Raw genomic sequence first — 25083 nt, forward strand, 5'->3', positions numbered from 1 at the left:
TCCCTGGCCTCCCCTGGCTCCCCTGGCTCCCCAGGCCTCCCCTGGCATCGAATTCCGGCCGGAACGCGTTGCACCGACGAGTGCGGAACGGGCTGAACGGACGGACAAGGAGGTGCCCATGGCGGAGCAGGCGCTGTGGACCAGGGCGCGGCTGGGCCGGTGCGGGCCTGCGCTGGATCTGCTGACCGCGAACTTCCGGCAGCACGTGTACGCCCCGCACGCCCATGACGAGTACACGATCGGCGTCTGCGTCGGCGGCAGCGAGATCATCGACTACCGGGGCGGTCACATCCGTACCGGACCGGGCGCGATCATCGTCCTCGAACCCGGCGAGATGCACACCGGCGGCCCCGGCAACGACACCGACGGCTACGCCTACCGCGCCCTGTACGCCGAGCCGTCCCTGCTGGCCGACGGCGTCCTCGGCGGGCTGCCGTACTTCCGCGAGCCGCTCGTCCAGGACCCCGCACTCGTCGCCGCGCTGCGCCACGCCCACACCGACCTCAGCGTCTGCCCCGACCCGTTGGAGGCGGAGTCCCGCATCCCCTGGCTGCTGACGGCCCTGGCCCGCCGCCACTCCACGGCCCGGTCCGGTGCGGACCTGGTCCCGGGCGCGGCCACCATCGCCCGGACGGTCCGCGACCGCCTGGCCGACGAGCTGACGGACCCGCCGAGCCTCGCCTCCCTGGCCGCCGACCTGGGCCTGTCCCGCTACCAGCTCCTGCGGGCCTTCCGTACGACGATGGGCATACCCCCGTACGCCTGGCTCGCCCAGCACCGGGTGACCCGGGCCCGCGCGCTGCTCGCCGCCGGCCTGCGCCCCGCCGAGGTCGCCGGGCTGGTGGGCTTCGCCGACCAGGCGCATCTGACCCGCTGGTTCCGCCGGGTGCTCGGGGTGACCCCGGCCGTGTACCGCAACAGCGTTCAAGACACGCCATGACAGGGCGGCCGAAACTCAGCGCATGACTGCACGCGGCTGGTTCCTGTTCTCCCTGATGGGAGTGATCTGGGGCATTCCCTATCTGATGATCAAGGTGGCGGTGGACGAGGTGTCCCCGCCGGTGGTGGTGTTCACGCGCTGCGTGCTCGGCGCGCTCATACTCCTCCCCTTCGCCCTGCGCCAGGGCGGCCTGCCCGCGACGATACGGGCCCACTGGCGCCCCATGCTGGCCTTCGCGGTCCTGGAGATCATCGTCCCCTGGTTCACCCTCACCGACGCCGAACGGCACCTGTCCAGCTCCACGGCCGGCCTGCTGATCGCGGGCGTGCCGATCGTGGGCGTGGTGGTCACTCGCCTGCTCGGCGACACGGAACACCTGGGCGCCCGGCGTCTCGCGGGTCTCGCCCTGGGCCTGGGCGGCGTAACGGTCCTCACCCTCCCGCACCTGACCGGCGGCGACGGGCGTTCCCTGGCCGAGGTGCTGGTGACGGTCATCGGCTACGCGACCGCCCCCGTGATCGCCGCCCGCCGCATGAAGGACGTCCCCTCCCTGCACCTGACGGCGGCCTGCCTGTCCCTGGCGGCCGTGGTCTACGCCCCGGTGGCGGCCGCGACCCACCCGTCCTCCCTCCCCTCCGCCCACGCGCTGGCCGCGCTGGCCGGCCTGGGCGTGATCTGCACGGCGGTGGCCTTCGTCGCCTTCCTGGAGCTGATCAAGGAGGCGGGCCCGACCCGGGCGACGGTGATCACGTACGTCAACCCGGCGGTCGCGGTGGCGGCGGGCGCGCTCTTCCTGAACGAGTCCCTGACCCCCACCATCCTGGCGGCCTTCGCCCTGATCCTGACGGGCTCGGTCCTGGCGACGGCGTCCACCGGTCCGCGCCGCTCCAAGCGCCCGGTACCATGGTCCACACGGCAGACGAGCCGGGCGGACGGCCGCGTGGAGTCCCCCTAGGGGGCTTCCCGAGGAACGTCCGGGCTCCACAGGGCAGGGTGGTGGCTAACGGCCACCCGGGGTGACCCGCGGGACAGTGCCACAGAAAGCAAACCGCCCGGCGCTCAGGCGCTGGGTAAGGGTGAAACGGCGGTGTAAGAGACCACCAGTGCCCAGGGTGACCTGGGCAGCTAGGTAAACCCCACCCGGAGCAAGGTCAAAAGGAAGCACCTCGGTGTTTCTGCGCGGACGTCCGAGGGCTGCCCGCCCGAGTCCGCGGGTAGACCGCACGAGGCCGACGGCAACGCCGGCCCTAGATGGATGGCCGTCGCCCCGGCACCCGCGAGGGTCCCGGGGAACAGAACCCGGCGTACAGCCCGACTCGTCTGCCATGTGGGCCCTGACCAGGGGAAACGACCTGGTCGGGGCCTTGGTGCGTCTGGGGTGAGTGCTCGCCTCTATGGCAGGAAGCCCGGCGGACACGCTCCTGAAATCCGAACTCACCCGACGCTGGGGCACCCGCTGCACACGCCGGGCGGCGGCTTTCTGATCTCATCGCCACCACGGTTCAGCCGAACGGGTCGGGGATCACAAAGCTGCGGGCGTTGCCGTCCGGGTCTGCACCCAGGGTCCCGACAGTCCTCCGCACCACCTGGCTCTGCCCTTCTACGACACGGGCGCCCAGAAGGTCATCGTCCACCGCCTTCATCAGCGGTCACCCTCCTGCCGATGCGCTCACGGTCCTCCAGCCTCCGGCTCCGATCGGGGGGTTCCTCTCCAGTAGCGGCCCGTCCGATTGCGGTCGCAACCTCGTGAACTTAGCTTCAGGACGTCGGTTTTGTTCCGATAAGGCCAACATCATTCCGTATGTTGACCTTCCCATGGCATCGAACGGAGCATCCATGTCGGTGATGACCGGTATCCAGCCCCAGCAGCAGTTCGGCCAGCAGATCGGCGCCCCGCAGGGCCAGCTCGCACAGGTGGTCCAGCAGGCCATCCAGCAGGCGTGTCAGCAGGCGAGCCAGCAGATCGCGCAGCGCATGCAGCAGGCGCTGCAGCAGATCCAGCAGGTCCAGCAGCAGCTGCAGCAGCAGGGCCTGGCCCACCACGCGCACCCCTACCTCGCGGTCGCGCTGCACCACACACTCCACCAGGGCGTTCGCAGCGCCGTGGAGCAGTCCGTGCAGCAGGCGCTGCCGACGGCGATCGTGACGCTGCTCCAGCAGAGCCAGCAGGGCGTCCAGGGCATGCAGGGCCAGCAGCCGTGGGGCGGCGGGTACGGCCCGCAGTCGTACGGCCAGCCGTTCCCGCAGTACCAGCAGCCCGGCTTCGGCTTCGGTCCGATGGGCCAGCCCTTCGGCATCGGCTGACATCCGGCGGCACGTGATGCGGTGTGCCCAGGACTCGGTCCTGGGCACACCGCATCACCGCGGAAGCGCGAGCCGCCCGGCACCGGATCAGGAGCAGTGGACGACGTAGACATGCGGACGTGGTGAAGGTGGACGTAATGGTCAAGGAAAGGCCCGGGAGCAAACCCCGAAACAACCGCGAGAGCGGATCAGAGGGATCGGGGGCCGGTGGGCCGGGACCCGAGGACAGGGAAGCACAACCACGCAAGGCGGGCGCACCGTCACCGATCACGGTGCAGGCGCGCCGGGGGCGGTACATGGTCACGCCGCTGCCGCAGCACCTGCTGCCACCGGGGTTGCCCGAGATGGGCATGGACGCGGTGTGCGACCGGTTGGAGCAGATGCCCGAGGTCACGGTGGTCCGCAGGCTCCGGCCGTCGGAGAAGCTGAAGGCCGCCGGACTGTATCCCTCCTGCCCGGACGTCGTGGTCGTCGAGGCGGCCGAGGACCAGGTGCCGGCGATGCGGTCACTGCACGTGCACATCGAGCCGGACCTGCCGCTGGCCGGGACCGGGCCCGCCTCCGTGCCCACGACGGGGATGCTGCCGCTGCGTGACCCGGGGCTGGTCATGCCCCTGGAAGAACCCGTGGAGATCGCGCTGCGCGTCTGCGGCCCGGACGGCGAACCGCTGGCCGGCGCAGGGGTGTTCCTGATCGGTGCGACCTGGCCGGCCCAGGGCATCACCGGGACCGACGGGACGGTCACCGTCACGCTCGCGACGGAGACGGCGGAGTCGATCGAGTCCCTGTACGTGCGGCCCGCGGGCGGTTACACGGACCGCTGGATCTCCCGCCCCGACCTCTCGGCAACCCAGGAGAACCTCGTCACTCTCGCCCCGCTCGGCCAGGTGTACCCGGAACTGGAGCAGCGCCAGCAGTACGGCTGGGGTCAGCAGGCGATGCGGCTGGACCGGCTGCCCCCCACCTTCCGCGCGTTCGGCATCAGGATCGCGGCCATCGGATCGGGTGTCAGTGCCGAACATCCCGATCTGAAGGAACGGGTGCGCTCGGGCGTCGACGTGGTGCGCGGCACGGACGGGGGCTGGGCGCACGACACGCTGGGCAACGGTACCCATGCGGCGGGCATCATCGCCGGAGCGGACACCGGCAAGGGCGTCATCGGCATCGCGGTCGACGCCGAGATCGACGTCTGCCAGGTGATGCCCGACGGGCATTTCAGTGACCTGATCGCCGCGCTGGACCACTGCATCGATCGCGAGGTCGACATCGCCCACATCGCGGTGGCGGCCCCGTACTCTTCGGCGCTCGTGTCACGAAAGCTCGCCGACGCCTACGGGGCGGGCATCGCCTGCGTCGCGCCGGCGGGCGATACCGGCGGGCCGGTCGCCTTCCCGGGTTCGCTGCCCACCGTGTTCACGGTGGGTGCGCTGGGAGCCTTCGGCACCTACCCGCTGGACACCTCCCAAGCCACCCACACGGGGCCGCAGTTGAGCCCAGAAGGACTGTTCGCCGCACCCTTCAGCTGCCACGGCCCCGGAGTCGATGCGGCCGCACCCGGTGTTGCGGTCCTGTCCTGCGCGTCGCAGGGCGGGTACACGGCGCTCGACGGCACCGGCACGGCCTCGGCCCACGTCGCCGGGCTGGCTGCCCTCGTTCTCGCCCACCACGAGGACTTCCACGGCCAACTGCTGCCTCGCGGACCGGGCAGGGTCCAGCACCTGTTCGAGATCGTCGCCGCCAGCTGCCGCCCACTGGCCGCACACGGCACGCTGGAGGCGGCACGCGTCGGCCGCGGCCTGCCCGACGCACTCGTCGCCCTCGGCCTGGCCCCAGGAATCCAGCTCGCCCCGGCCCTGGCGCCTTACGCCCCGTCCATGGCCGGTTAGCCCCTCACGGCCACGCACACGGATCGGCATCCGCCCCGAGGGAGCGGGTGCCGATCGACTTCGGCCGTGCTGTCACCACTGTCTCCCGGCCGCCGGATCCGTGCGGACGGGCGCGCTCGGCGAGTGTGCCGTCCATCAGAGCTGTGGTCCGTCTCCTGCCTGCCGCACCGTCACCCTGCATCGCGGTGGCAAGGGGCATCTGCAAGACGAACGATGCCGCCGAGTCGGTGGCTATGCCGATGGGTCGACAAGGCAGCGAGCCAGGCTTTGCCGGTCGTCCTCCGCGCGCTCTCGGACCATTCCGCGCTGGTTCATCATCAGGTCAAGGTCTGATCGGCGTATCGCCAAACCGCAGTAGGGATTCCGTGTGTTCCCTGATCAGTGACCTGACATGAGGGGATTTGCCCCGGCGTCCGCTGGCTAGTGTGGTCGGGCTCCAGCATCCACGGGGAACCATGGGGAAGAGGTGACGGCGGTGGGAGCGCCGATACGCTCACGTCTGTTCGACTACGTCGAGCCGGGTCCGACCGCTCCTTCAGAAACGGCACCCGAGCCGCAGCGTTCGCGTCTGCTGGACTTCGTTGAGGAGGCGCCGTCCGGGCGGCGGAACGCAGACGACCGTCCGGGGCCGAAGCCAGGTGTTCTGGCTTATCACACGCCGGTGTTCGTCCCGGCCCATCCAAGGTCTGTGGTGACGACGGGCGCCAGGGGCCGCCTGGCCCGTGTGCCGTTCATCGTCTACGAGCTCTTCGCCCACCCCTCACACGGCACCGTGGCCTTCGCTTTCACCACGCTGGAAAAGTTGGTGGAGGCGCTCGGGGAGTCGCAGCCGTGGGTCGCCACGTCAATCGGCCCGCTCTCCGAGGGTGTCCGCGAACAGGGCGTCGGTGTCCTCCTCGACCCGCGAGTCGTCCCCGGACAGCACAACTGGCAGCCGGACGACGCTGCCGCCTATGCGCAGGAGGTGCGCTGATGTCGGCCGACTTCAAGGTGATCTACGACGACCTCAGCACGATGGCGAAGACGTTCCACGACCAGGCCACCGACTGGCGCAAGCTGCACAGCGACGTGGCGCCGCCCATAGGCAGTGGCGGCGATCCGGGACTGGACCACGCGATCAAGGAGGTCGCCGACCTCATCCTCGGGCTGCACATCGGCCTGGCGGACAAGCTGGACGAGCACGGGGACAAGGTCGGATACGCGCGGGACTCCTTCCACCGGCACGACATCGACGTGCATGGGCTGTTCGACGACCTGGACCTGGAGAAAGGCTGATGGCCGACAGCTGGGTCGGCGGCGACATCGGCACGCTGCGTGCGATGTCCGACTCGTACAAGAACGCCAAGGACAAGCTGGACGGCGTGGTGAAGCCGCTCACCAGCGTCGTCGACAAACTGGCCACCGACGCGAGCTGGAAGGGCGATGCCGCGAGCACCTTCCGTGCGCAGTGGACCGCCGACGCGATCACGGCCGGCGCGTTCGCCACCCTCGTGTACGACGCGGGCAAGATACTCGGCGACCTCGCCGACGCCCTTTCCACCTGTGACACCGCCCTGAAGAACGCCGAGCACGTCGCCACGCGCCAGGGCCTTCCGATGGCCGACAAGGGCGTCGTCGCGCCGATCGTCACCTCCGACCCCGAGACGGCCGCCGCACTGAAGGAGTACGAGGCGGCCTGCACCGAGATCCAGCACACCGCGCAGCATGCCCGGCTGGTGGCAGCGGACAAGTTGCAAGGGTTGTACCTGCAGGTCACGAAGAAGGACTCATCGGTACCTACGGGCGACAAGGTCACCATTGCGGATTTCCTGCGCGGCCTGTACGCCTCCGCTGCCGAGGACACCAGGGTCGGCGGCAAGAATGCCCGCGCCGAGATTGACGCGGCCAGGGCCGAGGCGCAGGCTGCCAAGAAGGAACTCAAAGCTGAACGCAGGGTGTTTCAGCAACAGGGCCGCAAGATGCCTGACGATCTTCCTGCCAAGAGCGCCTACGACGACGCGGTGAGCAAGGTCAAGACGCTGGAGGACGACATCCTGGCCGCCGACCACGGCGGCGACAAGCTGCCGTACGACCGCGCGCTGAACATCAAGATGGTCGACGCGGCCCATGCGTTGCGTCTCGGAGAGGGTGTCGAGAAACTTCCGGACTTTCTTAAGGAAGTCCCCGTCCTGGACGTTGCCGCGGCAGGAGCATGTGGCCTGCTGGAGGCGAAGGACGATCACGACAAGGGCTGGTCCTGGCAGCACTCCGTCGTCGTGGACGGCGGCGTCGCGCTCGGCGGTCTGGCCGTCGGCGCGGGCATCACAGCGTTGCTGCCAGTGGAGGGTGCCGTCGGTGTCTGCGTGGTGGGCACGGGGGTGATCGTTGGTGTTACCAGCGTCTTCGACCACGCCTTCCACGAGCACTGGAGCGAGGACATCCACGACCACGGCGTGGTCGGCGGTCTTCTGCACGGCACCGGCAACGTCATGTCAGACACGTGGGGCGACGCCAAGCGATATGGAAACGACGTCAAGGGTTTCGGAAAGAGTGTCTGGCATGGTGTCACAAGCTTCCTCTGAGGCGCCCGTTCCCGCCTCCTCCGTCCAGATCCCCTCGCTGCCGGGGCTCGGCACCACGTGGTACGAACGTGGCGCACGCTACTGGCTGCGCCGGGTGCTCTCAGGGATTCTCTGGCTCGCCGTTCTGGTGTTCGCCTTCTGGTTCTTGCTCGGCGTCTACGTGGGGTTCGTCAGTGGTATGTCGTCAACTGCGCGAACTGTGTGGAATTCGGTGCTGGCCGCGGCATCCTGCGTGACGGTCGTCTGGGGGTGGGTGGCTCAGCGCCGCCGTCACCGTGAGGCCCTCTTGAACCCGCCCACGCCTGAGCAGACCCGTCAGGCCAAACGCGACCGGGCTCGTCGTAACGTGGGACTGACCTTCGCCGGCCGCGGTCTTGTCCTGCTTGCAGCACCGGTCCTGCCGGCACTGGTCGCCTACGCAATCGGCGAGTTCCTTGCTGTTCTGACGGTTCGGGAATCCGCCGCCGAAGCAGGCGCTCGCCGTTGGCTGGAGAAGCACCAGTCCGGATCATGACGAGACCCGCCCAGATCCCGGCGCTGCAAGGTCTCGGCACCAGCTGGTACGAGCGCGGCGCACGCTACTGAAGTCCGCCGCTCCACGGGGCTGGCCCTCGTCGGCCGCGGTCTTGTGGTACTCGCGGCACCCGTTCTCCCGGCGCTGGCCGCGTTCGCCGTCGGCTGGATGGTCGCCGTGCTCACCGTCCGTGAATACCCCAGCGAAGTCGGCGCGCGACGCTGGCTGCAAGAGCACCCGTCGGGAACACGACGACGTGCGCGCCCCGTCGCTCTCAAGCCCCGAACCGAACGCGGGCCCCACGGCGGGGAGCGCCCCCTGGGCCTTCAGGGCGCAGGGCCGGAGACCGTCCCGGCCCGTCCCAGCCGTCACCAGGGTTCCCGCTGCCGCGCGCGAAGAATACTTTCCGCCTCCCCGGGAGGTGTCCACGCCATGTGTCCGCCTGCGGACGGACTGTCTCGCATTCGCCGTCAGGGCAGTGGGAGACATGCCCAGACGGTCTTGCCGGAGGGCGGGTACGGGGCGCTGCCCCAGTCGGCCGCCAGCGCGTCCACGAGGAGGAGGCCGCGGCCGGATTCGGCAGTGGGGGCGGGTGTACGGGGCTGGAGCGGGCGGTCGCCCCGGGGATCCGCCACCTCGATACGGAGCGTGTCCGGGGCGTCGACGGCGAGCCCTGCGGGAGCGGGCCGGGCTCACACAGAAGGAGCTGGGGGACCGGCTCCGGTACAGCGAGGATCTCATCTCCTCCGTGGAGCGGGGGAGGCGTAACCCGCAACCTGAGCTTCTGGTGGCGGTGGATGAACTTCTGGGCGCAGGTGGGTTGTTGAAGGCGACGATCGAGGACATCGAGAAGGCCAAGGCGAAGGCGAGAGTCCGGCATCCGGCGTGGTTCAAGGATTACGCGCGGCTGGAGCGGGATGCCGTTGAGATCAATTTCTACAACAACCACGACGTCCCCGGTCTGCTGCAGACCGAAGGGCGGATCCGTGCCCTGTACGAGATGCGTAAGCCGCTGCTGGACGAGGAGACCATCGAGCAGAGGGTCGCGTCTCGGATGAGCCGCCAGGAAATCCTTACCGGCTGGCCTCCGCCCATGATTACCTCAGTCATCGAGGAGACGGTGCTGCGGCGTCCTCTTGGCGGACGGGAGGTGCACGGGGAGCAGTTGGAGCAGCTCCTCAAGCTCGGACGGCTGCGCAATGTGGAACTGCAAGTGATGCCGACTGATCGCAGCGAGCATGCGGGGATGGGTGGCTCCTTCATCCTGCTCACGCCCAAGGGGAAGCCACAGCTCGGATACACCGAGGCGCAGAGCTCCAGTCGGCTGATCACGGATCCCGAGGAAGTACGTATCCTGGCCGCAAGGTACGGCAGCCTCAGGGCTCAGGCGCTCACCATGCGGGAGTCCCTCGCCCTGATCGAGAACTTGCTGGGGGAACGATGAGCAGCCCGGAGCCCGAGCGACTCGCCTGGTTCAAGAGCAGCTACAGCGGCAACGAGGGCGGCGAATGCCTTGAGGCCGCCGTAACGCCCGGCACCATCCGCGTCCGCGACTCCAAGGCCCCGGCCTGCGCTCAACTGGCCTTCGGGGCCTCGGAGTGGACCGCCTTCGTGCGGTTCGCCGTCACCCGCTGACGGTCACGTCTGCGGAAGTACAGCCAAACCCCGGCTACTCCTCGAACAACGCCTCCTGCTCCCCCTCCGTCCTCGCCCGTACCCGGCAGTTCCGTGCCCCCACCACCAGGGCCGTGGCCGCTGCCGTGGCCCCGAGGGCTGCCGGGACCATCCAGCCGCGGTCGAAGATGTGGCCGAGGGCGTGGTCGAGGGAGAGGCGGCCCGGGCCGGTGACGGCGAGGCCGGCTGCCGCGAGGCCCAGGCTCGCCGCGTACTCGTAGCCACCCGACTGGGCGAAGAAGCCGCTCGGCACATGGACCGCGGCCGCCCCCGCCATCGCGCCGGCCGCCGCCGCGCCCGCCGCCGGGGTCGCCAGGCCCAGCGCCAGCAGGGTGCCGCCGCCCGCCTCCGCGAGGCCCGCCGCCGTCGCGCTCGCCTTGCCCGGCGTGTAGCCGACGGACTCCATGAACTGGCCGGTGCCCTCCAGCCCGTGCCCGCCGAACCAGCCGAACAGCTTCTGCGCGCCATGCGCGGCGAGCACCCCGCCCGTGCCCAGCCGGAGCAGCAGCAGGCCCAGATCACGTCGGTCGAAACAGTTCACGGCGACTCCCGGCAGATGGGTGGACGGGTTCCTCCAGCCCGTCCACCGTCGCAGGTTTCACCCCGGTGGGCGCGTCGGGGAGGGCGTTCGGGTGGCGGGTCCGGGGGAGCGGTGTGAGCCTGGCGCCATGACGATCAAACCAGCCAAACTCAGCGATCCGGCCGTGCGGGCCTTCGTCAACGCCGTCAACTCCCACGACCGCGAGGGCTTCATGCGGCTCCTCGCCCCCGGCGCGACGATGTCCGACGACGGCTCCGACCGCGACCTCGCCGACTGGATCGAGCGGGAGATCTTCTCCTCCCATGGCCACATGGACGTCCAGAGCGAGTCCGACGGCGGCCGGCAACTGGTCGCCGACTACCGCAACGACACCTGGGGCGAGATGCGTACCGCATGGCGCTTCACCGTCGAGGAGGACGGGCGGATCTCCCGCTTCGACACCGGGCAGGCGTGAATCCCGCGTGAATCCGGGCCGCACCGGCCCTTGTCCTCGTGTGCGCTTCAACTCCTAGCGTCCTCGGGCATGGAGACCACGAGCAGGACACTGGGACGCAGCCACATCGAGGTCAGCGCGCTCGGCTTCGGGTGCTGGGCCATCGGCGGGGAGTGGCAGTCCGCGGACGGGCAGCCGCTCGGCTGGGGGAAGGTGGACGACGACGAGTCCGTACGGGCCGTTCACCGCGCCCTCGACCTCGGCGTCACCTTCTTCGACACCGCCGACTGCTACGGCACCGGGCACAGCGAACGGATCCTCGGCCGGGCACTGGGCAAGCGGCGGGACGACGTCGTCGTCGCCACCAAGTGGGGCAACCTCTTCGACGAGCGCACCCGCACCGCCGACGGCCAGGACGACACCCCGGCCCACGCCCGCCGCGCGCTGACCGCCTCGCTGCGCCGGCTGGGCACGGAGCACATCGACCTCTACCAGTTCCACCTCTCCGACGCCGACCCGGAGCGAGCGGCCGAACTCCGGGACACCTGCGAGGAGTTCGTGCGAGAGGGGCTCATCCGCGCCTACGCCTGGAGCACCGACGACCCCGCCCGCGCCGCCGTCTTCGCCGAAGGCGAGCACTGCGCGGCCGTCCAGCACGCGCTCAACGTGCTGCAGGACGCTCCCGGCATGCTGGCGCTGTGCGAGGAGCGGGGGCTCGCGAGCATCAACCGGAGCCCGCTGGCCATGGGGCTGCTGGCCGGGAAGCGGCGCGGCGCGCTCGCGGCCGGGGACATCCGGAGCAGGCCGCCGGCCTGGCTGCCGGGGTACGACGCGGACGGCTCCGGCGCCGACCAGGCATGGCTGGCCCGGATCGACGCCCTGCGGGACATCCTCACGAGCGACGGCCGCACCCTCGCCCAGGGCGCCCTGGCCTGGCTGTGGGCCCGCAGTCCGCGCACGGTCCCCATCCCCGGGTTCCGCTCGGTCGCCCAGGCCGAGGAGAACGCCGGTGCCCTCGCGAAGGGGCCGCTCACCGCCGGGCAGTTGAGCGAGGTCGAGCGCCTGCTCGGGCGCTGAGCGGCCCGCTCGCGGTCGGGCCCGCTCGTGGTCGGGCCCGCTCGTGGTCGGGCCCGCTCGTGGTCGAGCCCGCTCGTGGTCGAGCCCGCTCGTGGTCGAGCCCCCTCGCGGTCGGGCCCCCTCGCGGTCGGGCCCCCTCGTGGTCGGGCCCTTCGGGGTCCAGGAAGGGACGCTGACTCATCGGATTTTCATAACGCGGCAAAATTCCCGGCCGTCCCGGTCCCGGCGCGCGGAAGCCGCAGCTGGGCCCGGTGTACGGTCCCGGAGTGCGTGAATGTTCCCGGATCAGCCGGCGTGCCGCCCTCGGTCTGACGGCCGCCGCCCTTCCCGTGTCCACGGCTGCGGCCGTTTCCCTCTCCACGGTCGCCCCGGCCGCCGCGGCCGAGCCCGCCGTCGTCGGGGGCGAGCGGTTGGCCGGTGCCGGCGTCCAGGTGCGCGGTGCCTCCGGACTGCCCGCGAAGCTCACCGCCCGCTCGTGGCTGATCGCCGACTGCGACAGCGGCGAGGTGCTCGCCTCGTTCAACGCGCACCGGCGGCTCGCGCCCGCGTCCACGCTGAAGATGCTGTTCGCGGACACCGTGCTGAAGAAGTTCGACCGCACCCAGCGGTACACGGTCAAGGACGCCGACCTCGCCGACATTCCGGCCGGCTCCAGCCTGGTCGGCATCAAGCCCGGCCTCACCTACACCGTCGAGCAGCTGTGGCAGGGCGTGTTCCTGCGCTCCGGCAACGACGCCGTGCACGTGCTGTCCCACATGAACGGCGGCGTCGCCAAGACGGTCGCCGAGATGCAGGCCAAGGCCGCGGACCTGCAGGCCCTGGACACCCATGTGGTCAGCCCCGACGGCTTCGACCACCCGGGCCAGATCTCCTCGGCGTACGACCTCACGCTCTTCGCCCGGCACGGGCTGAAGGACGCCGACTTCCGCGGCTACTGCGGCACGCGGACCGCGGACTTCCCGGCGGGCGGCAAGAAGACCTTCCAGATCCAGAACACCGACCGCCTGCTGACCGGGGCATGGGGCCTGAAGACATACGACGGCCTGATCGGTGTCAAGAACGGCTACACCAGCAATGCCGGCAACACCTTCACCGGCGCCGCCACCCGGGGCGGACGCACCCTGCTGGTGACCGTCATGCACCCGGCCGAGGGCAGCAACGCCGTCTACGAGCAGACCGCCGCGCTGCTCGACTGGGGCTTCGGGCCCGGGCGTTCGGCACAGGCCGTGGGCACGCTGGTCGACCCGCTCAGCGAGGGCGGCGCCAAGGTGAGTCCGGCATCGGGGAGCAAGGGGGACCGGGCGGCGGCCGACGGCTCCGGCTCGTCCGGCGGCCCGTCGACCGGCCGGCTGGTGGAGGGCGCCGGGGGTACGGCGCTGCTGCTGGCGGCGGCGGGCTTCCTGGTGGTGAAGCGGAGACGCAGGGCCGTCGCGGCGGCGGCGATGGCCGAGGCGGCGGCGGAGCCGAACGAACCGGGCGGCCGGCACCGGCGCTGAACACCGGACAGTGCGGCGGCCGTTCCACCGACCGGCGTGTACCCCGCGTCCTGCGCGAGGTCCACCCCCAACTCCGGTCCGGTGGAACGGCCGCCGCCTTCCCCCCTCGGTATGGCTATGGAACCCCCGTGCTCCATGTGTGAAGCTTTCGTGGAGGAAAGTTGAGCACATGTCCTCGACGGGCCGCAATACCGCGGATGTTCAAATTCCGCTTCTGCCAGGGGGTTCAGCCCCGCCCGATGTAGGGCATCGCCGTCGCCAGTACCGTCGCGAACTGCACGTTCGCCTCCAGCGGCAGCTCGGCCATGTGCCGCACGGTCCGCGCCACATCGGCCACATCCATCACCGGTTCCGGGGCTACCTCCCCGTTCGCCTGGAGTGCGCCCGTCTGCATCCGGGCCGTCATGTCCGTGACCGCGTTACCGATGTCGATCTGCCCGACCGCGATACGGTACGGCCGCCCGTCCAGCGACAGCGACTTGGTCAGCCCGGTCAGCGCGTGCTTGGTCGCCGTATAGGCCACCGAGTGCGGGCGGGGCGTGTGGGCCGAGATCGAGCCGTTGTTGATGATCCGTCCGCCCTGCGGATCCTGCTCCTTCATCTGCCGGTACGCCGCCTGCGCGCACAGGAACGCCCCGTTGAGGTTGGTGTCCACCACGTGCCGCCAGGCGTCGTAGGGGAGTTCCTCGACCGGGACCCCGCCGGGCCCGAAGGTCCCCGCGTTGTTGAACAGCAGGTCCACCCGCCCGAACCGCTCCACCGTGGCCGCGAACAGCCCCGTCACGTCCTCGGGCCGGGACACGTCGGCGGGCACGGCGAGCGCGGCGCCCCCCGGCACCAGCGCCGCCGTCTCCTCCAGCGTCCCGGTGCGCCGGCCGGCCAGCGCCACCGACCAGCCGGCGTTCAGCAGCTCCACGGCGACGGCCCGCCCGATGCCGGAGCCGGCGCCGGTCACCACCGCGATCTTCGATTCCCTGTCGGTCATGGCTCCGCAGCGTAGGCGGGAAGTCCGCCATGCGGAATACCATGTCCGCCATACGGTTATACGGTGGCCGTCGCAGGTTCCCCCGCCGGTCCCCCCAGCGGCTCCTCGCCCGGATACCGCACCCCGATCCGCTCCCGCACCGCGTCCAGCGTCCGCATCACCGCGAGCGAGCCCTCCAGCGGCACCAGCGGCGACTCCTTCTCGCCCGCCCGCAGCGCCCGCATCACCTCGACCGCCTCGTGCCGCAGGCTGGTGCGCGGCCCGTCGGCCGGGTCGGCGGTGAACTCGTCGGGGGCACGGCCGTCGCGGTGCAGCACGAACCGGTCGGGGTGGAAGAAGCCCGACGGCACGTCGATCCGGCCGCGCGAGCCGGTCACCGACGCCGTGGCCGCCGTACCGCCGACGATCGAACAGTGCAGCGACGCCAGCGCCCCGCTCTCCCACGACAGCAGTGCGCCCGTCTGCAGGTCGACGCCCTCCGCCGAGAGCCGCGCGCTCGCCGTGACCGAGTCCGGCTCGCCCAGCAGCAGCTGCGCGAACGACACCGGGTACACGCCCAGGTCCAGCAGCGCGCCGCCGCCGAGCGCCGGGTCCCGCAGCCGGTGCGCCGACGGGAAGGGACCGGCCAGCCCGAAGTCGGCCTGCACGGTGCGGACCTCACCGATCGCCCCGTCGTCCACCAGCGCCTTCAGCCGCCGGACCAGCGGATTGCAGTACATCCACATCGCCTCCATCAGGAAGCGGTCGTGCTCCCGTGCCAGCGCGACGAGCTCCCGCGTCTCGCGCAGGTTCAGCGTGAACGGCTTCTCGCACAGCACGTTCCGCCCCGCCTCCAGACAGAGACCGGCGGCCGCCCGGTGCGCGGTGTGCGGGGTGGCGACGTACACGACATCGATGTCCGGGTCCGCCGCCAGCGACGCCCAGTCGCCGTACGCCCGCGCGGCCCCGAACCGCTCGGCGAACGCCTCCGCCGACTCCGTGCTGCGCGAGGCCACCGCCGCGAGCTCCGCATCCGGAAGATCGACCAGATCCGCCGCGAACGCCGCCGCGATCCCGCCCGTCGCGAGAATCCCCCAGCGCACCTTCCGCTCCACCATCGCCCCGCCCCTCGGTCATGTGTGCCCCGGCAGTGTGTACGAGCTGAGAGCATAGGTGCCGGTTCTGCAGGAGAGGGAGGGACGCATGGTCGAGCGCGCGAAGGCATCCACACGGGAAACGGAGCACACGACCACCCCCGCACCCCCCTCCGCCGCCACCCGCCGCACCGGCCTGCTCGTCACCTTCGTGCTCGGCGGCCTCACCGCGACACCCCCGCTCGCGATGGACATGTACCTCCCCTCGCTGCCCGAGGTCACCCGGTCCCTGCACGCCCCCGCCGCCACCGTCCAGCTCACCCTCACCGCCTGCCTGGCCGGCATGGCCCTCGGGCAGCTGGTCGTCGGCCCCCTGAGCGACCGCTGGGGACGGCGCCGCCCGCTCCTCACCGGCCTCGCCGTCTACGTCGTCGCGACCGCCCTGTGCGCCCTCGCGCCGAACGTCGAGACCCTCGTCGCCTTCCGTCTCGCCCAGGGCCTCGCGGGCGCGGCCGGCATCGTCATCGCCCGAGCCGTCGTACGCGACCTGTACGACGGCGACGCCATGGCCCGCTTCTTCTCCACCCTGATGCTGATCTCCGGGGCCGCGCCCATCGTGGCCCCGCTGATCGGCGGACAGATCCTGCGGGTGACCGACTGGCGGGGCGTGTTCGTAGTCCTCACCGTGGTCGGCGCGCTGCTCGCCGCACTCGTCTGGCTGCGGCTGCCGGAGACGCTCGCGCCCGAGGAGCGGCAGAGCGGGGGAGCGGCGGAGTCACTGCGGGCCCTGCGCGCCCTCCTCGCCGACCTGCCCTTCACCGGCTACATGCTGGCCGGCGGCTTCGCCTTCGCCGCGCTGTTCGCCTACATATCGGCGTCGCCCTTCGTCATCCAGGAGATCTACGGCGCCTCCCCGCAGACCTTCAGCCTGCTGTTCGGCCTCAACTCGGTCGGCCTCGTCGCCGCCGGGCAGCTCAACGGCAAGGTGCTGGTCGGCCGGGTCGCCCTGGAGAAGGTGCTGGCCTGCGGCCTGACGGTGATCGTGCTCGCCGCGACGGCCCTGCTGCTGATGTCGACGGGAGCGTTCGGAGACCTTGGGCTGGCCCCCACGGCCGCCGCCCTCTTCGTCCTGATGACGGCCATGGGCATCACCCTGCCCAACACCCAGTCCCTCGCCCTGCTGCGCACCCGGCACGCCGCCGGCTCCGCCTCCGCGCTCCTCGGCACCACCTCCTTCCTCGTCGGCGCGGTCGCCTCACCGCTCGTCGGCGTCGCCGGCGAACGCACCGCCGTACCCATGGCGCTCGTCCAACTGGCGGGAGCACTGGTCGCGGCGGCCTGCTTCGTGGGAATGTGCCGTCCCTGGAACACACGGGGGAACACCCGTGCGGGGTCGGAGGGAGACGAGCACTGAGCGCACCGAGACTGCGCGCCGACACACCGGAACGGGCCGGACTCGACCCGGCCGCCATCGCGCACCTGGTCGGCGAGCTGCACGCCCTCACCTCCGGCGACCGCCCCTGGGCGGCCGGCGCCGTCGTGCTCGCCGGCCGCGGACCCGTGATCGCCGTGGCCGAGGCCACCGGCTGGGCGGTGCGCTACGCCGCCTACGACCCCGGGACCGACACCGGTGTGGAACTGCCGCCCGAGGCCCGGGTCCCGATGACCACGGACACCCCCTTCGACCTGGCCTCCCTCACCAAGCTGTTCACGTCCGTCGCGGCCGTGCAGCAGATCGAGCGCGGCACCCTCGGCATGGACGCCAAGGTCGGCGACTACCTGCCCGACTTCCACGCGGCGGCCGCCCACGGCATCACCGTCCGCCAGCTCCTCACCCACACCTCCGGACTGCGCCCCGAACTCCCGCTGTACGACTCCCCCTACGACGCGAGCCGGCTGTCCCGCTTGCGCGCCGAGGCCCCGACGACCGAGCCCGGCAGATACGTCTACTCCGACCTGAACATGCTCCTGCTCCAGTCCGTGCTGGAGCGCATCACCGGCCGCGGCCTCGGCGTCCTGATCGCGGACGGCATCACCCGCCCCCTCGGCATGACCGCGACCGCCTTCGGCCCCTGCCCCGGCGCGGCGGCCACCGAGGACCAGCGGCGGCCGTGGGCCAAGGCGGACCGCGGAATGCTGCGGGGCGTGGTCCACGACGAGAACGCGTGGGCGCTCGGCGGCGTCGCCGGACACGCGGGCCTGTTCTCCACCGCCGGCGACCTCGCGGTCTTCTGCCGCACCCTGCTCGCCGGCGGTTCCTACGGCCCCGCCCGCATCCTCGGCCCCGACTTCGTCGAACTGCTCCTGACCCCGCCCGGCCTGGGCTTCGCCGTGGACCAGCCCTGGTTCATGGGCGAACTGTCGGGCAAGGGCGCGGCGGGCCACACGGGCTTCACCGGCACCTCCCTGGTCCTGGACCCGGCGACGGACACCTTCCTGGTGCTGCTGGCGAACACGGTCCATCCGAGAAGACGCCCGCCGGACAGCGAGCCACGGGCGGCGCTCGCCACCTGGCTGGCAAGGGCGGTGATCTGAGCACCACCGTTGATCCGAGCACCACCGGTGATCTGCGCACCACCGGTGATCTGCGCACCACCGGTGATCTGCGCACCACCGTAGAATCAGCGGGTGAACGACCCCATGACCCCGGCCCACACCCTGCGCGCCGCCCTGGACGACGTCCTCGCCGGGCTCCCGCCCACCCAGGCCGCCGGAGCCGTGGAACGGCTGATCGCCAACTACCGGGGCGAGACCCCGACCCACGCGCCGATCCTCCGCGACCGCGCCGACGTCGCCGCCTACGCCGCCTACCGCATGCCCGCCACCTTCGAGGCCGTCCACGCGGCGCTGGCGGCGTTCGCGGCGGCCGCCCCCGACGACTGGACCCCCGGCAGCCATGTCGACGTCGGCGGTGGCACCGGCGCCGCGACCTGGGCCGTCACCGCGACCTGGCCCGGCGAGCGCGCCGTCACCGTGCTGGACTGGGCCGAGCCCGCCCTCGCCCTCGGCCGTGAGATCGCCGCCGCCAACCCCGCCCTGCGCGGCGCCCGCTGGCAGCGCGCCCGGATCGGCGCCGACCTCACCCTGGACGCCACCGACCTCGTCACCGTGTCGTACGTCCTCAACGAACTCGCCGAGCCCGACCGGGCCGCCCTCGTCGACGCCGCTGCCGCCGCCGCGCAGGCCGTGGTGATCGTGGAGGCCGGCACCCCGGCCGGCTACGCCCGCGTCATCGAGGCCCGCGACCGCCTGATCCGCGCCGGCCTGCACATCGTCGCGCCCTGCCCGCACAGCGCCGGCTGCCCCATCGAGCCCGGCAAGGACTGGTGCCACTTCTCCGCCCGGGTGAGCCGCTCCTCCCTGCACCGCCGGATCAAGGGCGGCACGCTGCCGTACGAGGACGAGAAGTTCTCCTACGTCGCCGCCACCCGCCTGCCCGCCGCCCCGGCCCCCGCCCGGGTCGTCCGCCGCCCCCAGATCCGCAAGGGCCAGGTGCTGCTCGATCTGTGCGAGGCGGACGAGCGGCTGACCCGCACGACGGTCACCAAGCGCCACGGTGAGCTGTACAAGGCGGCACGGGACGCGGAGTGGGGGGACCGGTGGCCGCCCGGCGACGTGTCCGAGTGACCGTCCGGCCTTGTTAGCGTCTTGGCCATGGCCAAGAACCCCGCCCCCGACGCCACCCGGCGCAGCGAGAAGTCGCGCCGTGCGATCTACGACGCCGCCCTCGCCCTGGTCGGCGAGGTCGGGTACCCGAAGACCACGGTCGAGGGGATCGCCGCCCGGGCCGGCGTCGGCAAGCAGACGATCTACCGGTGGTGGCCGTCCAAGGCCGCCGTCCTGCTGGAGGCGTTCCTCGACCTGGCCACGCGCACGGCCGAGGAAGCCGGGCAGGAGCCGTACGCCATCCCGGACACGGGCGACCTCGCCGCCGACCTCAAGGCGGTGCTGCGGGCCACGGTGGACGAACTCCTCGACCCCCGCTTCGAGGTACCGGCCCGCGCCCTGACCGCCGAGGGCGTGGTCAACGAACCGCTCGGCCGCGAGTTCGTCACCAAGCTTCTCGAACCCCAGCTCCAGCTGTACGTCGACCGGCTCCGGGCCGCGCAGGACGCCGGGGCCGTACGGCCCGACGTCGATCCCCGCATCGCCCTGGAGCTGTTCGTCTCCCCGCTCGCCCAGCGCTGGCTGCAGCGGACCGGACCGATCTCGTACGACTACACGGACACCCTGGTCGACTACGCCCTGCACGGAATCGGACCCCAGACACCCCGAAGCCGATGAAGATGGGACGATAAGGCATGCTGTCCGCACACCACCGAGGCGACACCATCGCGGCGACCACCGAGGCGAGGGGATAGATGAGCGCGACGTTCGGCGGCCGGTCCGGCCGGCAGGGCAGACTCTCCCAGTGGCTGCGGGGACGCCGCCCCAAGGAGGCCGTCGGCACCGACGGCCGTGAGGCCCTGCTGCTCGCCGCCGCCGCCGCGGGCCTGCCGCTCGCCCCCGCCGCGCACCCCGCCCCCGGCTACGGCTGTTCCTGCGACCGCGTCGGCTGTCCCACCCCGGCCCGGCACCCGGTGTCGTTCGCCTGGCAGACGCAGTCCACCACCGACCGCGCCCAGATCGAGCGCTGGGCCCGGCACCAGCCGCAGGCCAACTTCATCACCGCCACCGGGATGACCCACGACGTCCTCGACGTGCCCCTGGAGGCCGGCCGGGAGGCCCTGGAGCGGCTGCTCGGCGCCGGTGTCGAGGTCGGCCCGGTCGCCGAGAGCGGCGACGGCCGCATGCTGTTCTTCACCCTCACCCGCGGCACCCCCGAGGACGAGGACGAGTGGTGGCCCTGCGAGCTGGACTGCCACCCCGAGACCATGGACGAGCACCCCGGCCTGCGCTGGCACTGCCGGGGCTCCTACGTGCTCGTACCGCCCGCCCGGCTGCCCGGCGACGACGACCGGCAGGTGCGCTGGGTGCGCGGCCCGGAGCAGCCGCTGCCGGACCCGCTCAGCCTCCTGGAGGTCCTCACCGACGCCTGCGCCCGCCACGCCGGCACCGAACACCACGCGGCCGCCTGGCCGTCGCGACACTAGGCGCTCCGCTGGGAACAGCCGCGACGGGCCGTCGATCGGCTGCTGCGCAGTCGTGGCTGGTCGCTCCCCCAAGTGTTCTCGGCTTCGCTCGAACCCGGGGGACCCCATCGCGGCGAAGCCGCTGTCGAGCACAGCCCCGCGCCCCTTCGGGGCGCTTCTACTCGCCCTGCGCCGACGTCAGTCCCGGCACCCGGCCCAGCATGGACACCGCGCCGCTGCCTGCCGGGTCCAGGGCGACCTCGTTGGACATGAACTCCAGCGTCAGGGACTGCTTCACCTCGCCCTGGGTCAGGGCCTGCACGTCCTTGTTCTGGGCCGGCATCGTGGTGCCCGCGGCGACGGTCCGCTTCTCGTAGTGGTGCGTGGTGAAGAACACCAGCGCCCCGCCGTCCGCCGTCCGCAGCGCCAGTGGCTGGTAGTCGCCGCCGGTCAGCGGCTTGTCGATGAACTGGGTGACCAGACCCGGCTTGCGGGCCCGCTGGGCGCGGTTCGCGCGCTCGACGCTCGTGTACGAGCCGTCGGCGAAGGTCTTCCCGCCCTTCTGGAGGTACGACACGTAGTCCGCGCTCAGCCTGCCGGGCGCCACGGCGAGCTGAGCCGAGTTCGCCGGCACGGCTTCGGCCCAGCCGTCCTTGTCGGTCGTGAACCGCGGTACGGAGCCCGGCGCGACCAGCGTCAGATACGCCACCTGCCACGGCTCGTTCAGACCGCCCCGTGTGAACACCAGCAGCCAGCGCGCGTTGCCCGCCTTGTTGCCCCGGGCGTCGGCGACGAACCAGCGCGGCCAGCCCGCCTTCTTGGGGATGGTGATCCGCACGTCCGTCAGCTTCAGCGGCACGTGATCGGGGTTGCCCGACGGGCTGTTGGTGTGCCCCGCCTTGAGCCGGGCGGCGTCGATGTCGCCGAACGGGCCGGTGACGTAGGGCGCGTCCAGGGAGCTGTCGAAGGCCTTGTCGGCCTTGTTGTACGCGGTCGTGAACGCGGTGACCGCCTTGGCGGCCTCGGCACGGGTGGCGGCGGGGAGCACCTCCCGCTCCCCGTGCACCACCACGCACCCGCTCGTCATCAGCGCCAAAGCGGTCAGCGAGGCCGCCATGAGTCCGTTCCGGCGCGCCGTCACGACCGCGTCACGGTCACGCCTGCGGAGCCTGCGCGGGCTGCGATCCCTGCTCATCGGGTCCCTTCACCTTCCCCTTCCCGGAGGCGAACCCTACCGGGGCGAAGAACACCGCGGGTGCCGGGTCCGCGGTTCGTGGGACGCTGGCCGGCATGGGGAACGCGCGCAGGGAGCTGCTGGGGGCCGGCCGGCTGGTGCTGGACATCAGGGACCGGCCGGAGCCGCCGTCGCTCCGCTTCGAGACGGCGGACGACGGCAGGATGCTGCTGCTGCGGCAGTCCGGGCGCCCGCTGCTGCTCGGCCGCTCGTTCGCCGACGGCGCCCCGTGCTGCCCCGAGCTGCGTCTGCACCGCCTCGACGGCTACCGCTCGCCCCTGCCGCCCCTGTCGGCGGCGCAGCAGCGGTCGTCCTCCCTCAACTGGCCACACCAGTACGCCCGTTGGCTGGAGGAGGCGACCGGGACACCGCTGCGCGACGGCCGCTGGGAGCTGGCCCTGCGCACCGGATTCCCACCCGGCATCTGGGAGGAGGATCTGGTGCGGGAGTGGCCGGGCGGCGAACTCGGGTTGTACTGCGGCGGCGGCTGGCACGGTGTCGTCCCCCTGCGCCCGCTCTCGCCGTCCGACTCCGGCCGGGTCAAGGCGCAGCGCAGACTCGTCCGCGAGGGCACGGTCGCCCCTGTCCTGCTGTGGTGGGTGACCTTCCTCGACGGCTGGCTCCTCCTGGACGGCCACGACCGGGCGGTGGCGGCGCTGGCGGAGGGGCGCAGGCCGGACTGTGTGGTGCTGACCCGGTTGCCCGCGGCCGACGAGCAGTGGCGCGGGGCCGAGAAGATCGAGGAGGCGTACGAGCACCACATGAAGCGGCTCGCCGCCCTTCCCCCGGGGCCGGGGACCGAACGGCAGCGGGACCTCCTGGAGCGGGCCCACGGTGACACGCTCGCCGAGCTGCCGTACGCCTCCGTGTCCACCGGCACCCACCCCCTGCCCGGCGGTGCCCCCGCCTGGCGCGCGCTCGCCCGTGCCGCGATGTTTCAATTCCCCGGTGACTGACTACGACGTACTCCGTGTCTTCTGCGGACCGAACGGCGGCTACGGCAATGAACTCGGTGTCGTCCGCGACGGCTCGGTGCTGCCCGAGCGGAGCGACCGGCAGGAGCTGGCGGCCAAGCTCGGCTTCAGCGAGACCGTGTTCGTGGACGACCCCGAGCGCGGCGTCATCGACATCTACACCCCCACCCTGCGGCTGCCCTTCGCCGGTCACCCCTGCGTCGGCACCGCCTGGCTGCTCGACGTGCCCGAACTGGTCACCCCCGCCGGAGTCGTCGGAGTCCGGCTGGACGGCGAGTTCAGCTGGATCGAGGCGCGGGCGGAGTGGGCGCCGCCGCGCACCCTGCGGCAGTACGCCACCGCCGCCGAGGTCGACGCCCTGGACGTCCCCCTGCCCGGCGAGTGGATCTACGCCTGGGCCTGGGAGGACGAGGCGGCCGGCCGGATCCGCGCCCGTGCCTTCCCCGGCCGCGACGACGGCATCGACGAGGACGAGGCCACCGGCGCCGCCGCACTCCTGCTCACCGACCAGCTGGGCCGCGCCCTGAACATCACCCAGGGCAAGGGCTCCCAGATCCTCACCGCCCCCCAGCCGCACGGCTGGGTGGAGATCGGCGGACGGGTGTACCTGGAACGCCAGCCGGAGCGCTAGCGGGTGTCGTTTGGATCATCCCGGCGTCGCGGGCCCCCTAGGCACTCAGCGGAAACTCCTCACCCAGCGCCCTGAACACCGCCGTGTTCAGGGCGAACGCCCGCTTGCACTCGGCGACCATCCGCTGCTTCTCCAGGTCGTCAACGGCTATCGCGTCCAGCAGTTCGCGGTAACTCCGCTTGAACGCGGCCGGGTTGGAGAGCCCCTCGAAGACGTAGAACCGAACCCCGTCGCCCTTCCTCGCGAAGCCCCACGTCCGCTCCGCCCGGTCCCGGATGATCTGGCCGCCGGACAGGTCGCCCAGATAGCGGGTGTAGTGGTGGGCGACGTAGCCACCCGGCCAGCGCTCGGCGCACGCGCGGACCCGGTCCGCGTACGCCCGGGTCGCCGGCAGGGCGCTCAGCCCCGCCCGCCAGCCGGCGCCCCGCAGATGCGCCAGGTCCCGCTCCAGCGCCGGGAGGCGCAGCAGCTCCGGCCGGATGAAGGGGCCGGCCACCGGATCGGCCGCCAGCCGCCCGGCACCGCTCTCCAGTGCCTCGTACACGAACCACAGCTGCTCGGTGTAGCGCGCGTACGCCGCCACGCCCAGCCGGCCGCCGAGCAGATCGGTCATGAACGTCGAGGTCTCCGCCTCGGCGTGCTGCTCGTGGGATGCGGTACGGATGAGGGCCGAGAACGAGTCCATGAAGCCACCGCCCAACGTTGCCGACAGGCTGTCGGTAAAATTCTACAAGAGAGAGCCCGCCCTCCGCAGAGGACGGGCTCCCGCAGCGCTCACGGCAGGGTCAGGATGTCCGCGCCCGTGTCCGTGACCACCAGCGTGTGCTCGAACTGGGCCGTCCGCTTGCGGTCCTTCGTCACGACCGTCCAGCCGTCGTCCCACACGTCGTACTCGTACGTGCCGAGCGTCAGCATCGGCTCGATCGTGAACGTCATGCCGGGCTGCATGACCGTCGTCGCGTGCGGGCTGTCGTAGTGCGGGATGATCAGCCCGGAGTGGAAGGAGGAGCTGATCCCGTGGCCGGTGAAGTCCCGCACCACCCCGTAGCCGAAGCGCTTGGCGTACGACTCGATGACCCGGCCGATGATGTTGATCTGCCGGCCCGGCCTGACCGCCTTGATCGCGCGGTTCAGGGCCTCGCGGGTGCGCTCCACCAGCAGCCGGCTCTCCTCGTCGACGTCCCCGACCAGGTACGTGGCGTTGTTGTCGCCGTGCACCCCGCCGATGTACGCCGTCACGTCCAGGTTGACGATGTCGCCGTCGTTCAGGACCGTCGAGTCCGGGATGCCGTGGCAGATGACCTCGTTGACCGACGTGCACAGCGACTTGGGGAAGCCGCGGTAGCCCAGCGTGGACGGGTAGGCGCCGTGGTCGCACATGTAGTCGTGCGCGACCTTGTCCAGCTGGTCCGTGGTGACCCCGGGCGCGATGATCTTCGCGGCCTCCTCCATCGCCTGCGCGGCGATGCGGCCGGCGATCCGCATCGCCTCGACGGTCTCGGGGCTCTGCACCTCCGGCCCGGTGTACGGCGCCGGTGCGGGCTTGCCGACGTACTCGGGCCGGCGGATGTTTCCGGGCACCGAACGGGTGGGGGACAGCTCCCCTGGGACGAGCAGCGACTGGCCAGACATGCCAGCGAGTCTATCGAGCGGATATGGGGGAGCATGTCGTTGGCGAGAGGAGCTGT

At 71.6% G+C, this 25083-nt stretch carries 26 protein-coding genes, 1 other RNA gene and 3 pseudogenes; 22 read left to right on the forward strand and 8 right to left on the reverse strand.

Going from position 1 to position 25083, the window contains the following annotated elements; genetic code table 11:
- Positions 1 to 118: 118 nt before the first annotated feature.
- The 9 genes and pseudogenes from O1G22_RS29590 to O1G22_RS29635 all read left to right on the forward strand — a co-directional run bounded on the left by O1G22_RS29590 (position 119) and on the right by O1G22_RS29635 (position 8205).
- Positions 119 to 940 (forward strand): AraC family transcriptional regulator, encoded by an 822-nt coding sequence (locus O1G22_RS29590; RefSeq protein WP_270084106.1) that lies wholly within the window; start codon positions 119 to 121, stop codon positions 938 to 940.
- 85 nt (positions 941 to 1025) lie between these two features.
- Positions 1026 to 1742 (forward strand): annotated as a pseudogene (locus O1G22_RS44925) (DMT family transporter); the annotation flags it as partial.
- 118 nt (positions 1743 to 1860) lie between these two features.
- Positions 1861 to 2263, forward strand: an RNA gene (gene rnpB / locus O1G22_RS29605) — RNase P RNA component class A.
- 513 nt (positions 2264 to 2776) lie between these two features.
- Positions 2777 to 3244 (forward strand): hypothetical protein, encoded by a 468-nt coding sequence (locus O1G22_RS29610; RefSeq protein WP_270084109.1) that lies wholly within the window; start codon positions 2777 to 2779, stop codon positions 3242 to 3244.
- Between the two features lie 296 nt (positions 3245 to 3540).
- Complete coding sequence (locus tag O1G22_RS29615) at positions 3541 to 5130, forward strand: S8 family serine peptidase (protein ID WP_270084110.1); 1590 nt, start codon at positions 3541 to 3543, stop codon at positions 5128 to 5130.
- A 691-nt stretch (positions 5131 to 5821) separates the two neighbouring features.
- Positions 5822 to 6103 (forward strand): SAV_915 family protein, encoded by a 282-nt coding sequence (locus O1G22_RS29620; RefSeq protein WP_270084111.1) that lies wholly within the window; start codon positions 5822 to 5824, stop codon positions 6101 to 6103.
- Positions 6103 to 6405, forward strand: coding sequence for a DUF6317 family protein (locus tag O1G22_RS29625; RefSeq protein ID WP_270084112.1), 303 nt, complete (start codon positions 6103 to 6105; stop codon positions 6403 to 6405). The genes O1G22_RS29620 and O1G22_RS29625 overlap by 1 nt, the downstream gene beginning before the upstream one ends.
- The gene (locus O1G22_RS29630) at positions 6405 to 7691 is read left to right on the forward strand and encodes a WXG100 family type VII secretion target (RefSeq protein WP_270084113.1); all 1287 of its coding nucleotides are present in this window, start codon (positions 6405 to 6407) and stop codon (positions 7689 to 7691) included. Before O1G22_RS29625 ends, O1G22_RS29630 begins: the two co-directional genes overlap by 1 nt.
- Complete coding sequence (locus O1G22_RS29635; protein ID WP_270084114.1) at positions 7669 to 8205, forward strand: hypothetical protein; 537 nt, start codon at positions 7669 to 7671, stop codon at positions 8203 to 8205. Before O1G22_RS29630 ends, O1G22_RS29635 begins: the two co-directional genes overlap by 23 nt.
- A 470-nt stretch (positions 8206 to 8675) precedes the next feature.
- Here the strand turns inward: O1G22_RS29635 and O1G22_RS29640 are convergent, their stop codons facing one another.
- Positions 8676 to 8840, reverse strand: coding sequence for an ATP-binding protein (locus tag O1G22_RS29640; RefSeq protein ID WP_333492496.1), 165 nt, complete (start codon positions 8838 to 8840; stop codon positions 8676 to 8678).
- On the opposite strand from O1G22_RS29640, the pseudogene O1G22_RS29645 reads away from it, so the two are divergent.
- The 3 genes and pseudogenes from O1G22_RS29645 to O1G22_RS29655 all read left to right on the forward strand — a co-directional run.
- Positions 8798 to 8968, forward strand: a pseudogene (locus tag O1G22_RS29645) (helix-turn-helix domain-containing protein); the annotation flags it as partial. The gene O1G22_RS29640 and the pseudogene O1G22_RS29645 overlap by 43 nt on opposite strands.
- A 24-nt stretch (positions 8969 to 8992) precedes the next feature.
- A complete protein-coding gene (locus O1G22_RS29650; protein ID WP_270086588.1) occupies positions 8993 to 9649 on the forward strand; it encodes a DUF5753 domain-containing protein in 657 nt (218 codons plus the stop codon).
- Positions 9646 to 9840, forward strand: coding sequence for a DUF397 domain-containing protein (locus O1G22_RS29655; RefSeq protein WP_270084115.1), 195 nt, complete (start codon positions 9646 to 9648; stop codon positions 9838 to 9840). The genes O1G22_RS29650 and O1G22_RS29655 overlap by 4 nt, the downstream gene beginning before the upstream one ends.
- A gap of 34 nt (positions 9841 to 9874) precedes the next feature.
- Here the strand turns inward: O1G22_RS29655 and O1G22_RS29660 are convergent, their stop codons facing one another.
- Positions 9875 to 10420 (reverse strand): DoxX family membrane protein, encoded by a 546-nt coding sequence (locus O1G22_RS29660; RefSeq protein ID WP_270084116.1) that lies wholly within the window; start codon positions 10418 to 10420, stop codon positions 9875 to 9877.
- A gap of 127 nt (positions 10421 to 10547) precedes the next feature.
- On the opposite strand from O1G22_RS29660, the gene O1G22_RS29665 reads away from it, so the two are divergent.
- The 3 genes from O1G22_RS29665 to O1G22_RS29675 all read left to right on the forward strand — a co-directional run bounded on the left by O1G22_RS29665 (position 10548) and on the right by O1G22_RS29675 (position 13426).
- Positions 10548 to 10874, forward strand: a complete 327-nt coding sequence (locus O1G22_RS29665; protein ID WP_225097087.1) for a nuclear transport factor 2-like protein — start codon at positions 10548 to 10550, stop codon at positions 10872 to 10874.
- 69 nt (positions 10875 to 10943) lie between these two features.
- The gene (locus tag O1G22_RS29670; protein ID WP_270084117.1) at positions 10944 to 11930 is read left to right on the forward strand and encodes an aldo/keto reductase; all 987 of its coding nucleotides are present in this window, start codon (positions 10944 to 10946) and stop codon (positions 11928 to 11930) included.
- A gap of 266 nt (positions 11931 to 12196) precedes the next feature.
- Positions 12197 to 13426: a D-alanyl-D-alanine carboxypeptidase family protein gene (locus tag O1G22_RS29675; protein WP_270084118.1), complete on the forward strand. Its 1230-nt coding sequence runs from the start codon at positions 12197 to 12199 to the stop codon at positions 13424 to 13426.
- A gap of 226 nt (positions 13427 to 13652) precedes the next feature.
- Here O1G22_RS29675 and O1G22_RS29680 read toward each other — a convergent pair whose 3' ends face one another.
- Positions 13653 to 14411: an SDR family oxidoreductase gene (locus O1G22_RS29680; RefSeq protein WP_270084119.1), complete on the reverse strand. Its 759-nt coding sequence runs from the start codon at positions 14409 to 14411 to the stop codon at positions 13653 to 13655.
- A 56-nt stretch (positions 14412 to 14467) separates the two neighbouring features.
- Positions 14468 to 15508 carry a Gfo/Idh/MocA family protein gene (locus O1G22_RS29685; RefSeq protein ID WP_270084120.1) on the reverse strand — a complete coding sequence of 347 codons (1041 nt, stop codon included), beginning with the start codon at positions 15506 to 15508 and terminating at the stop codon, positions 14468 to 14470.
- Between the two features lie 85 nt (positions 15509 to 15593).
- On the opposite strand from O1G22_RS29685, the gene O1G22_RS29690 reads away from it, so the two are divergent.
- The 5 genes from O1G22_RS29690 (at position 15594) to O1G22_RS29710 (ending at position 20577) form a co-directional block, all read left to right on the forward strand.
- On the forward strand, positions 15594 to 16898 hold the full coding sequence (locus O1G22_RS29690; RefSeq protein ID WP_270084121.1) for a multidrug effflux MFS transporter: 1305 nt from the start codon (positions 15594 to 15596) through the stop codon (positions 16896 to 16898).
- A complete protein-coding gene (locus O1G22_RS29695) occupies positions 16838 to 18019 on the forward strand; it encodes a serine hydrolase domain-containing protein (RefSeq protein ID WP_270084122.1) in 1182 nt (393 codons plus the stop codon). Before O1G22_RS29690 ends, O1G22_RS29695 begins: the two co-directional genes overlap by 61 nt.
- Before the next feature lie 93 nt (positions 18020 to 18112).
- Positions 18113 to 19111, forward strand: a complete 999-nt coding sequence (locus O1G22_RS29700; protein ID WP_270084123.1) for a small ribosomal subunit Rsm22 family protein — start codon at positions 18113 to 18115, stop codon at positions 19109 to 19111.
- A 27-nt stretch (positions 19112 to 19138) separates the two neighbouring features.
- Positions 19139 to 19768 carry a TetR/AcrR family transcriptional regulator gene (locus tag O1G22_RS29705; RefSeq protein ID WP_270084124.1) on the forward strand — a complete coding sequence of 210 codons (630 nt, stop codon included), beginning with the start codon at positions 19139 to 19141 and terminating at the stop codon, positions 19766 to 19768.
- 77 nt (positions 19769 to 19845) lie between these two features.
- Entirely contained in the window at positions 19846 to 20577 is a 732-nt protein-coding gene (locus tag O1G22_RS29710) for a bifunctional DNA primase/polymerase (protein WP_270084125.1), read from the forward strand.
- Between the two features lie 157 nt (positions 20578 to 20734).
- Here O1G22_RS29710 and O1G22_RS29715 read toward each other — a convergent pair whose 3' ends face one another.
- Both O1G22_RS29715 and O1G22_RS29720 read right to left on the reverse strand, forming a co-directional pair.
- Positions 20735 to 21751 carry an SCO2278 family lipoprotein gene (locus tag O1G22_RS29715; RefSeq protein ID WP_270084126.1) on the reverse strand — a complete coding sequence of 339 codons (1017 nt, stop codon included), beginning with the start codon at positions 21749 to 21751 and terminating at the stop codon, positions 20735 to 20737.
- Positions 21711 to 21818 (reverse strand): annotated as a pseudogene (locus O1G22_RS29720) (iron transporter); the annotation flags it as partial. The gene O1G22_RS29715 and the pseudogene O1G22_RS29720, both read right to left, overlap by 41 nt.
- A 28-nt stretch (positions 21819 to 21846) precedes the next feature.
- Between O1G22_RS29720 and O1G22_RS29725 the strand changes: the two are divergent.
- The gene (locus O1G22_RS29725) at positions 21847 to 22746 is read left to right on the forward strand and encodes a hypothetical protein (protein ID WP_270084127.1); all 900 of its coding nucleotides are present in this window, start codon (positions 21847 to 21849) and stop codon (positions 22744 to 22746) included.
- Positions 22739 to 23395, forward strand: a complete 657-nt coding sequence (locus tag O1G22_RS29730) for a PhzF family phenazine biosynthesis protein (protein WP_270084128.1) — start codon at positions 22739 to 22741, stop codon at positions 23393 to 23395. The genes O1G22_RS29725 and O1G22_RS29730 overlap by 8 nt, the downstream gene beginning before the upstream one ends.
- A gap of 37 nt (positions 23396 to 23432) precedes the next feature.
- Here the strand turns inward: O1G22_RS29730 and O1G22_RS29735 are convergent, their stop codons facing one another.
- Together O1G22_RS29735 and map are read right to left on the reverse strand one after the other, a co-directional pair.
- Positions 23433 to 24080: a biliverdin-producing heme oxygenase gene (locus O1G22_RS29735; protein ID WP_270084129.1), complete on the reverse strand. Its 648-nt coding sequence runs from the start codon at positions 24078 to 24080 to the stop codon at positions 23433 to 23435.
- Between the two features lie 89 nt (positions 24081 to 24169).
- Positions 24170 to 25027 carry a type I methionyl aminopeptidase gene (gene map / locus O1G22_RS29740; protein ID WP_225097101.1) on the reverse strand — a complete coding sequence of 286 codons (858 nt, stop codon included), beginning with the start codon at positions 25025 to 25027 and terminating at the stop codon, positions 24170 to 24172.
- Positions 25028 to 25083 lie beyond the last annotated feature (56 nt).

The sequence above is a fragment of the Streptomyces camelliae genome (genome assembly GCF_027625935.1).
Lineage (GTDB): Bacteria > Actinomycetota > Actinomycetes > Streptomycetales > Streptomycetaceae > Streptomyces > Streptomyces camelliae.

Bases quoted from the DNA above. Each gene is read 5' to 3' on its own strand.
- O1G22_RS29590 (WP_270084106.1), top strand. From the start codon at position 119: ATGGCGGAGCAGGCGCTGTGGACCAGGGCGCGGCTGGGCCGGTGCGGG.
- O1G22_RS29610 (WP_270084109.1), top strand. From the start codon at position 2,777: ATGTCGGTGATGACCGGTATCCAGCCCCAGCAGCAGTTCGGCCAGCAG.
- O1G22_RS29615 (WP_270084110.1), top strand. From the start codon at position 3,541: ATGGTCACGCCGCTGCCGCAGCACCTGCTGCCACCGGGGTTGCCCGAG.
- O1G22_RS29625 (WP_270084112.1), top strand. From the start codon at position 6,103: ATGTCGGCCGACTTCAAGGTGATCTACGACGACCTCAGCACGATGGCG.
- O1G22_RS29630 (WP_270084113.1), top strand. From the start codon at position 6,405: ATGGCCGACAGCTGGGTCGGCGGCGACATCGGCACGCTGCGTGCGATG.
- O1G22_RS29635 (WP_270084114.1), top strand. From the start codon at position 7,669: ATGGTGTCACAAGCTTCCTCTGAGGCGCCCGTTCCCGCCTCCTCCGTC.
- O1G22_RS29655 (WP_270084115.1), top strand. From the start codon at position 9,646: ATGAGCAGCCCGGAGCCCGAGCGACTCGCCTGGTTCAAGAGCAGCTAC.
- O1G22_RS29665 (WP_225097087.1), top strand. From the start codon at position 10,548: ATGACGATCAAACCAGCCAAACTCAGCGATCCGGCCGTGCGGGCCTTC.
- O1G22_RS29670 (WP_270084117.1), top strand. From the start codon at position 10,944: ATGGAGACCACGAGCAGGACACTGGGACGCAGCCACATCGAGGTCAGC.
- O1G22_RS29680 (WP_270084119.1), bottom strand. From the start codon at position 14,411: ATGACCGACAGGGAATCGAAGATCGCGGTGGTGACCGGCGCCGGCTCC.
- O1G22_RS29685 (WP_270084120.1), bottom strand. From the start codon at position 15,508: ATGGTGGAGCGGAAGGTGCGCTGGGGGATTCTCGCGACGGGCGGGATC.
- O1G22_RS29690 (WP_270084121.1), top strand. From the start codon at position 15,594: ATGGTCGAGCGCGCGAAGGCATCCACACGGGAAACGGAGCACACGACC.
- O1G22_RS29705 (WP_270084124.1), top strand. From the start codon at position 19,139: ATGGCCAAGAACCCCGCCCCCGACGCCACCCGGCGCAGCGAGAAGTCG.
- O1G22_RS29710 (WP_270084125.1), top strand. From the start codon at position 19,846: ATGAGCGCGACGTTCGGCGGCCGGTCCGGCCGGCAGGGCAGACTCTCC.
- O1G22_RS29715 (WP_270084126.1), bottom strand. From the start codon at position 21,751: ATGAGCAGGGATCGCAGCCCGCGCAGGCTCCGCAGGCGTGACCGTGAC.
- O1G22_RS29725 (WP_270084127.1), top strand. From the start codon at position 21,847: ATGGGGAACGCGCGCAGGGAGCTGCTGGGGGCCGGCCGGCTGGTGCTG.
- O1G22_RS29735 (WP_270084129.1), bottom strand. From the start codon at position 24,080: ATGGACTCGTTCTCGGCCCTCATCCGTACCGCATCCCACGAGCAGCAC.
- map (WP_225097101.1), bottom strand. From the start codon at position 25,027: ATGTCTGGCCAGTCGCTGCTCGTCCCAGGGGAGCTGTCCCCCACCCGT.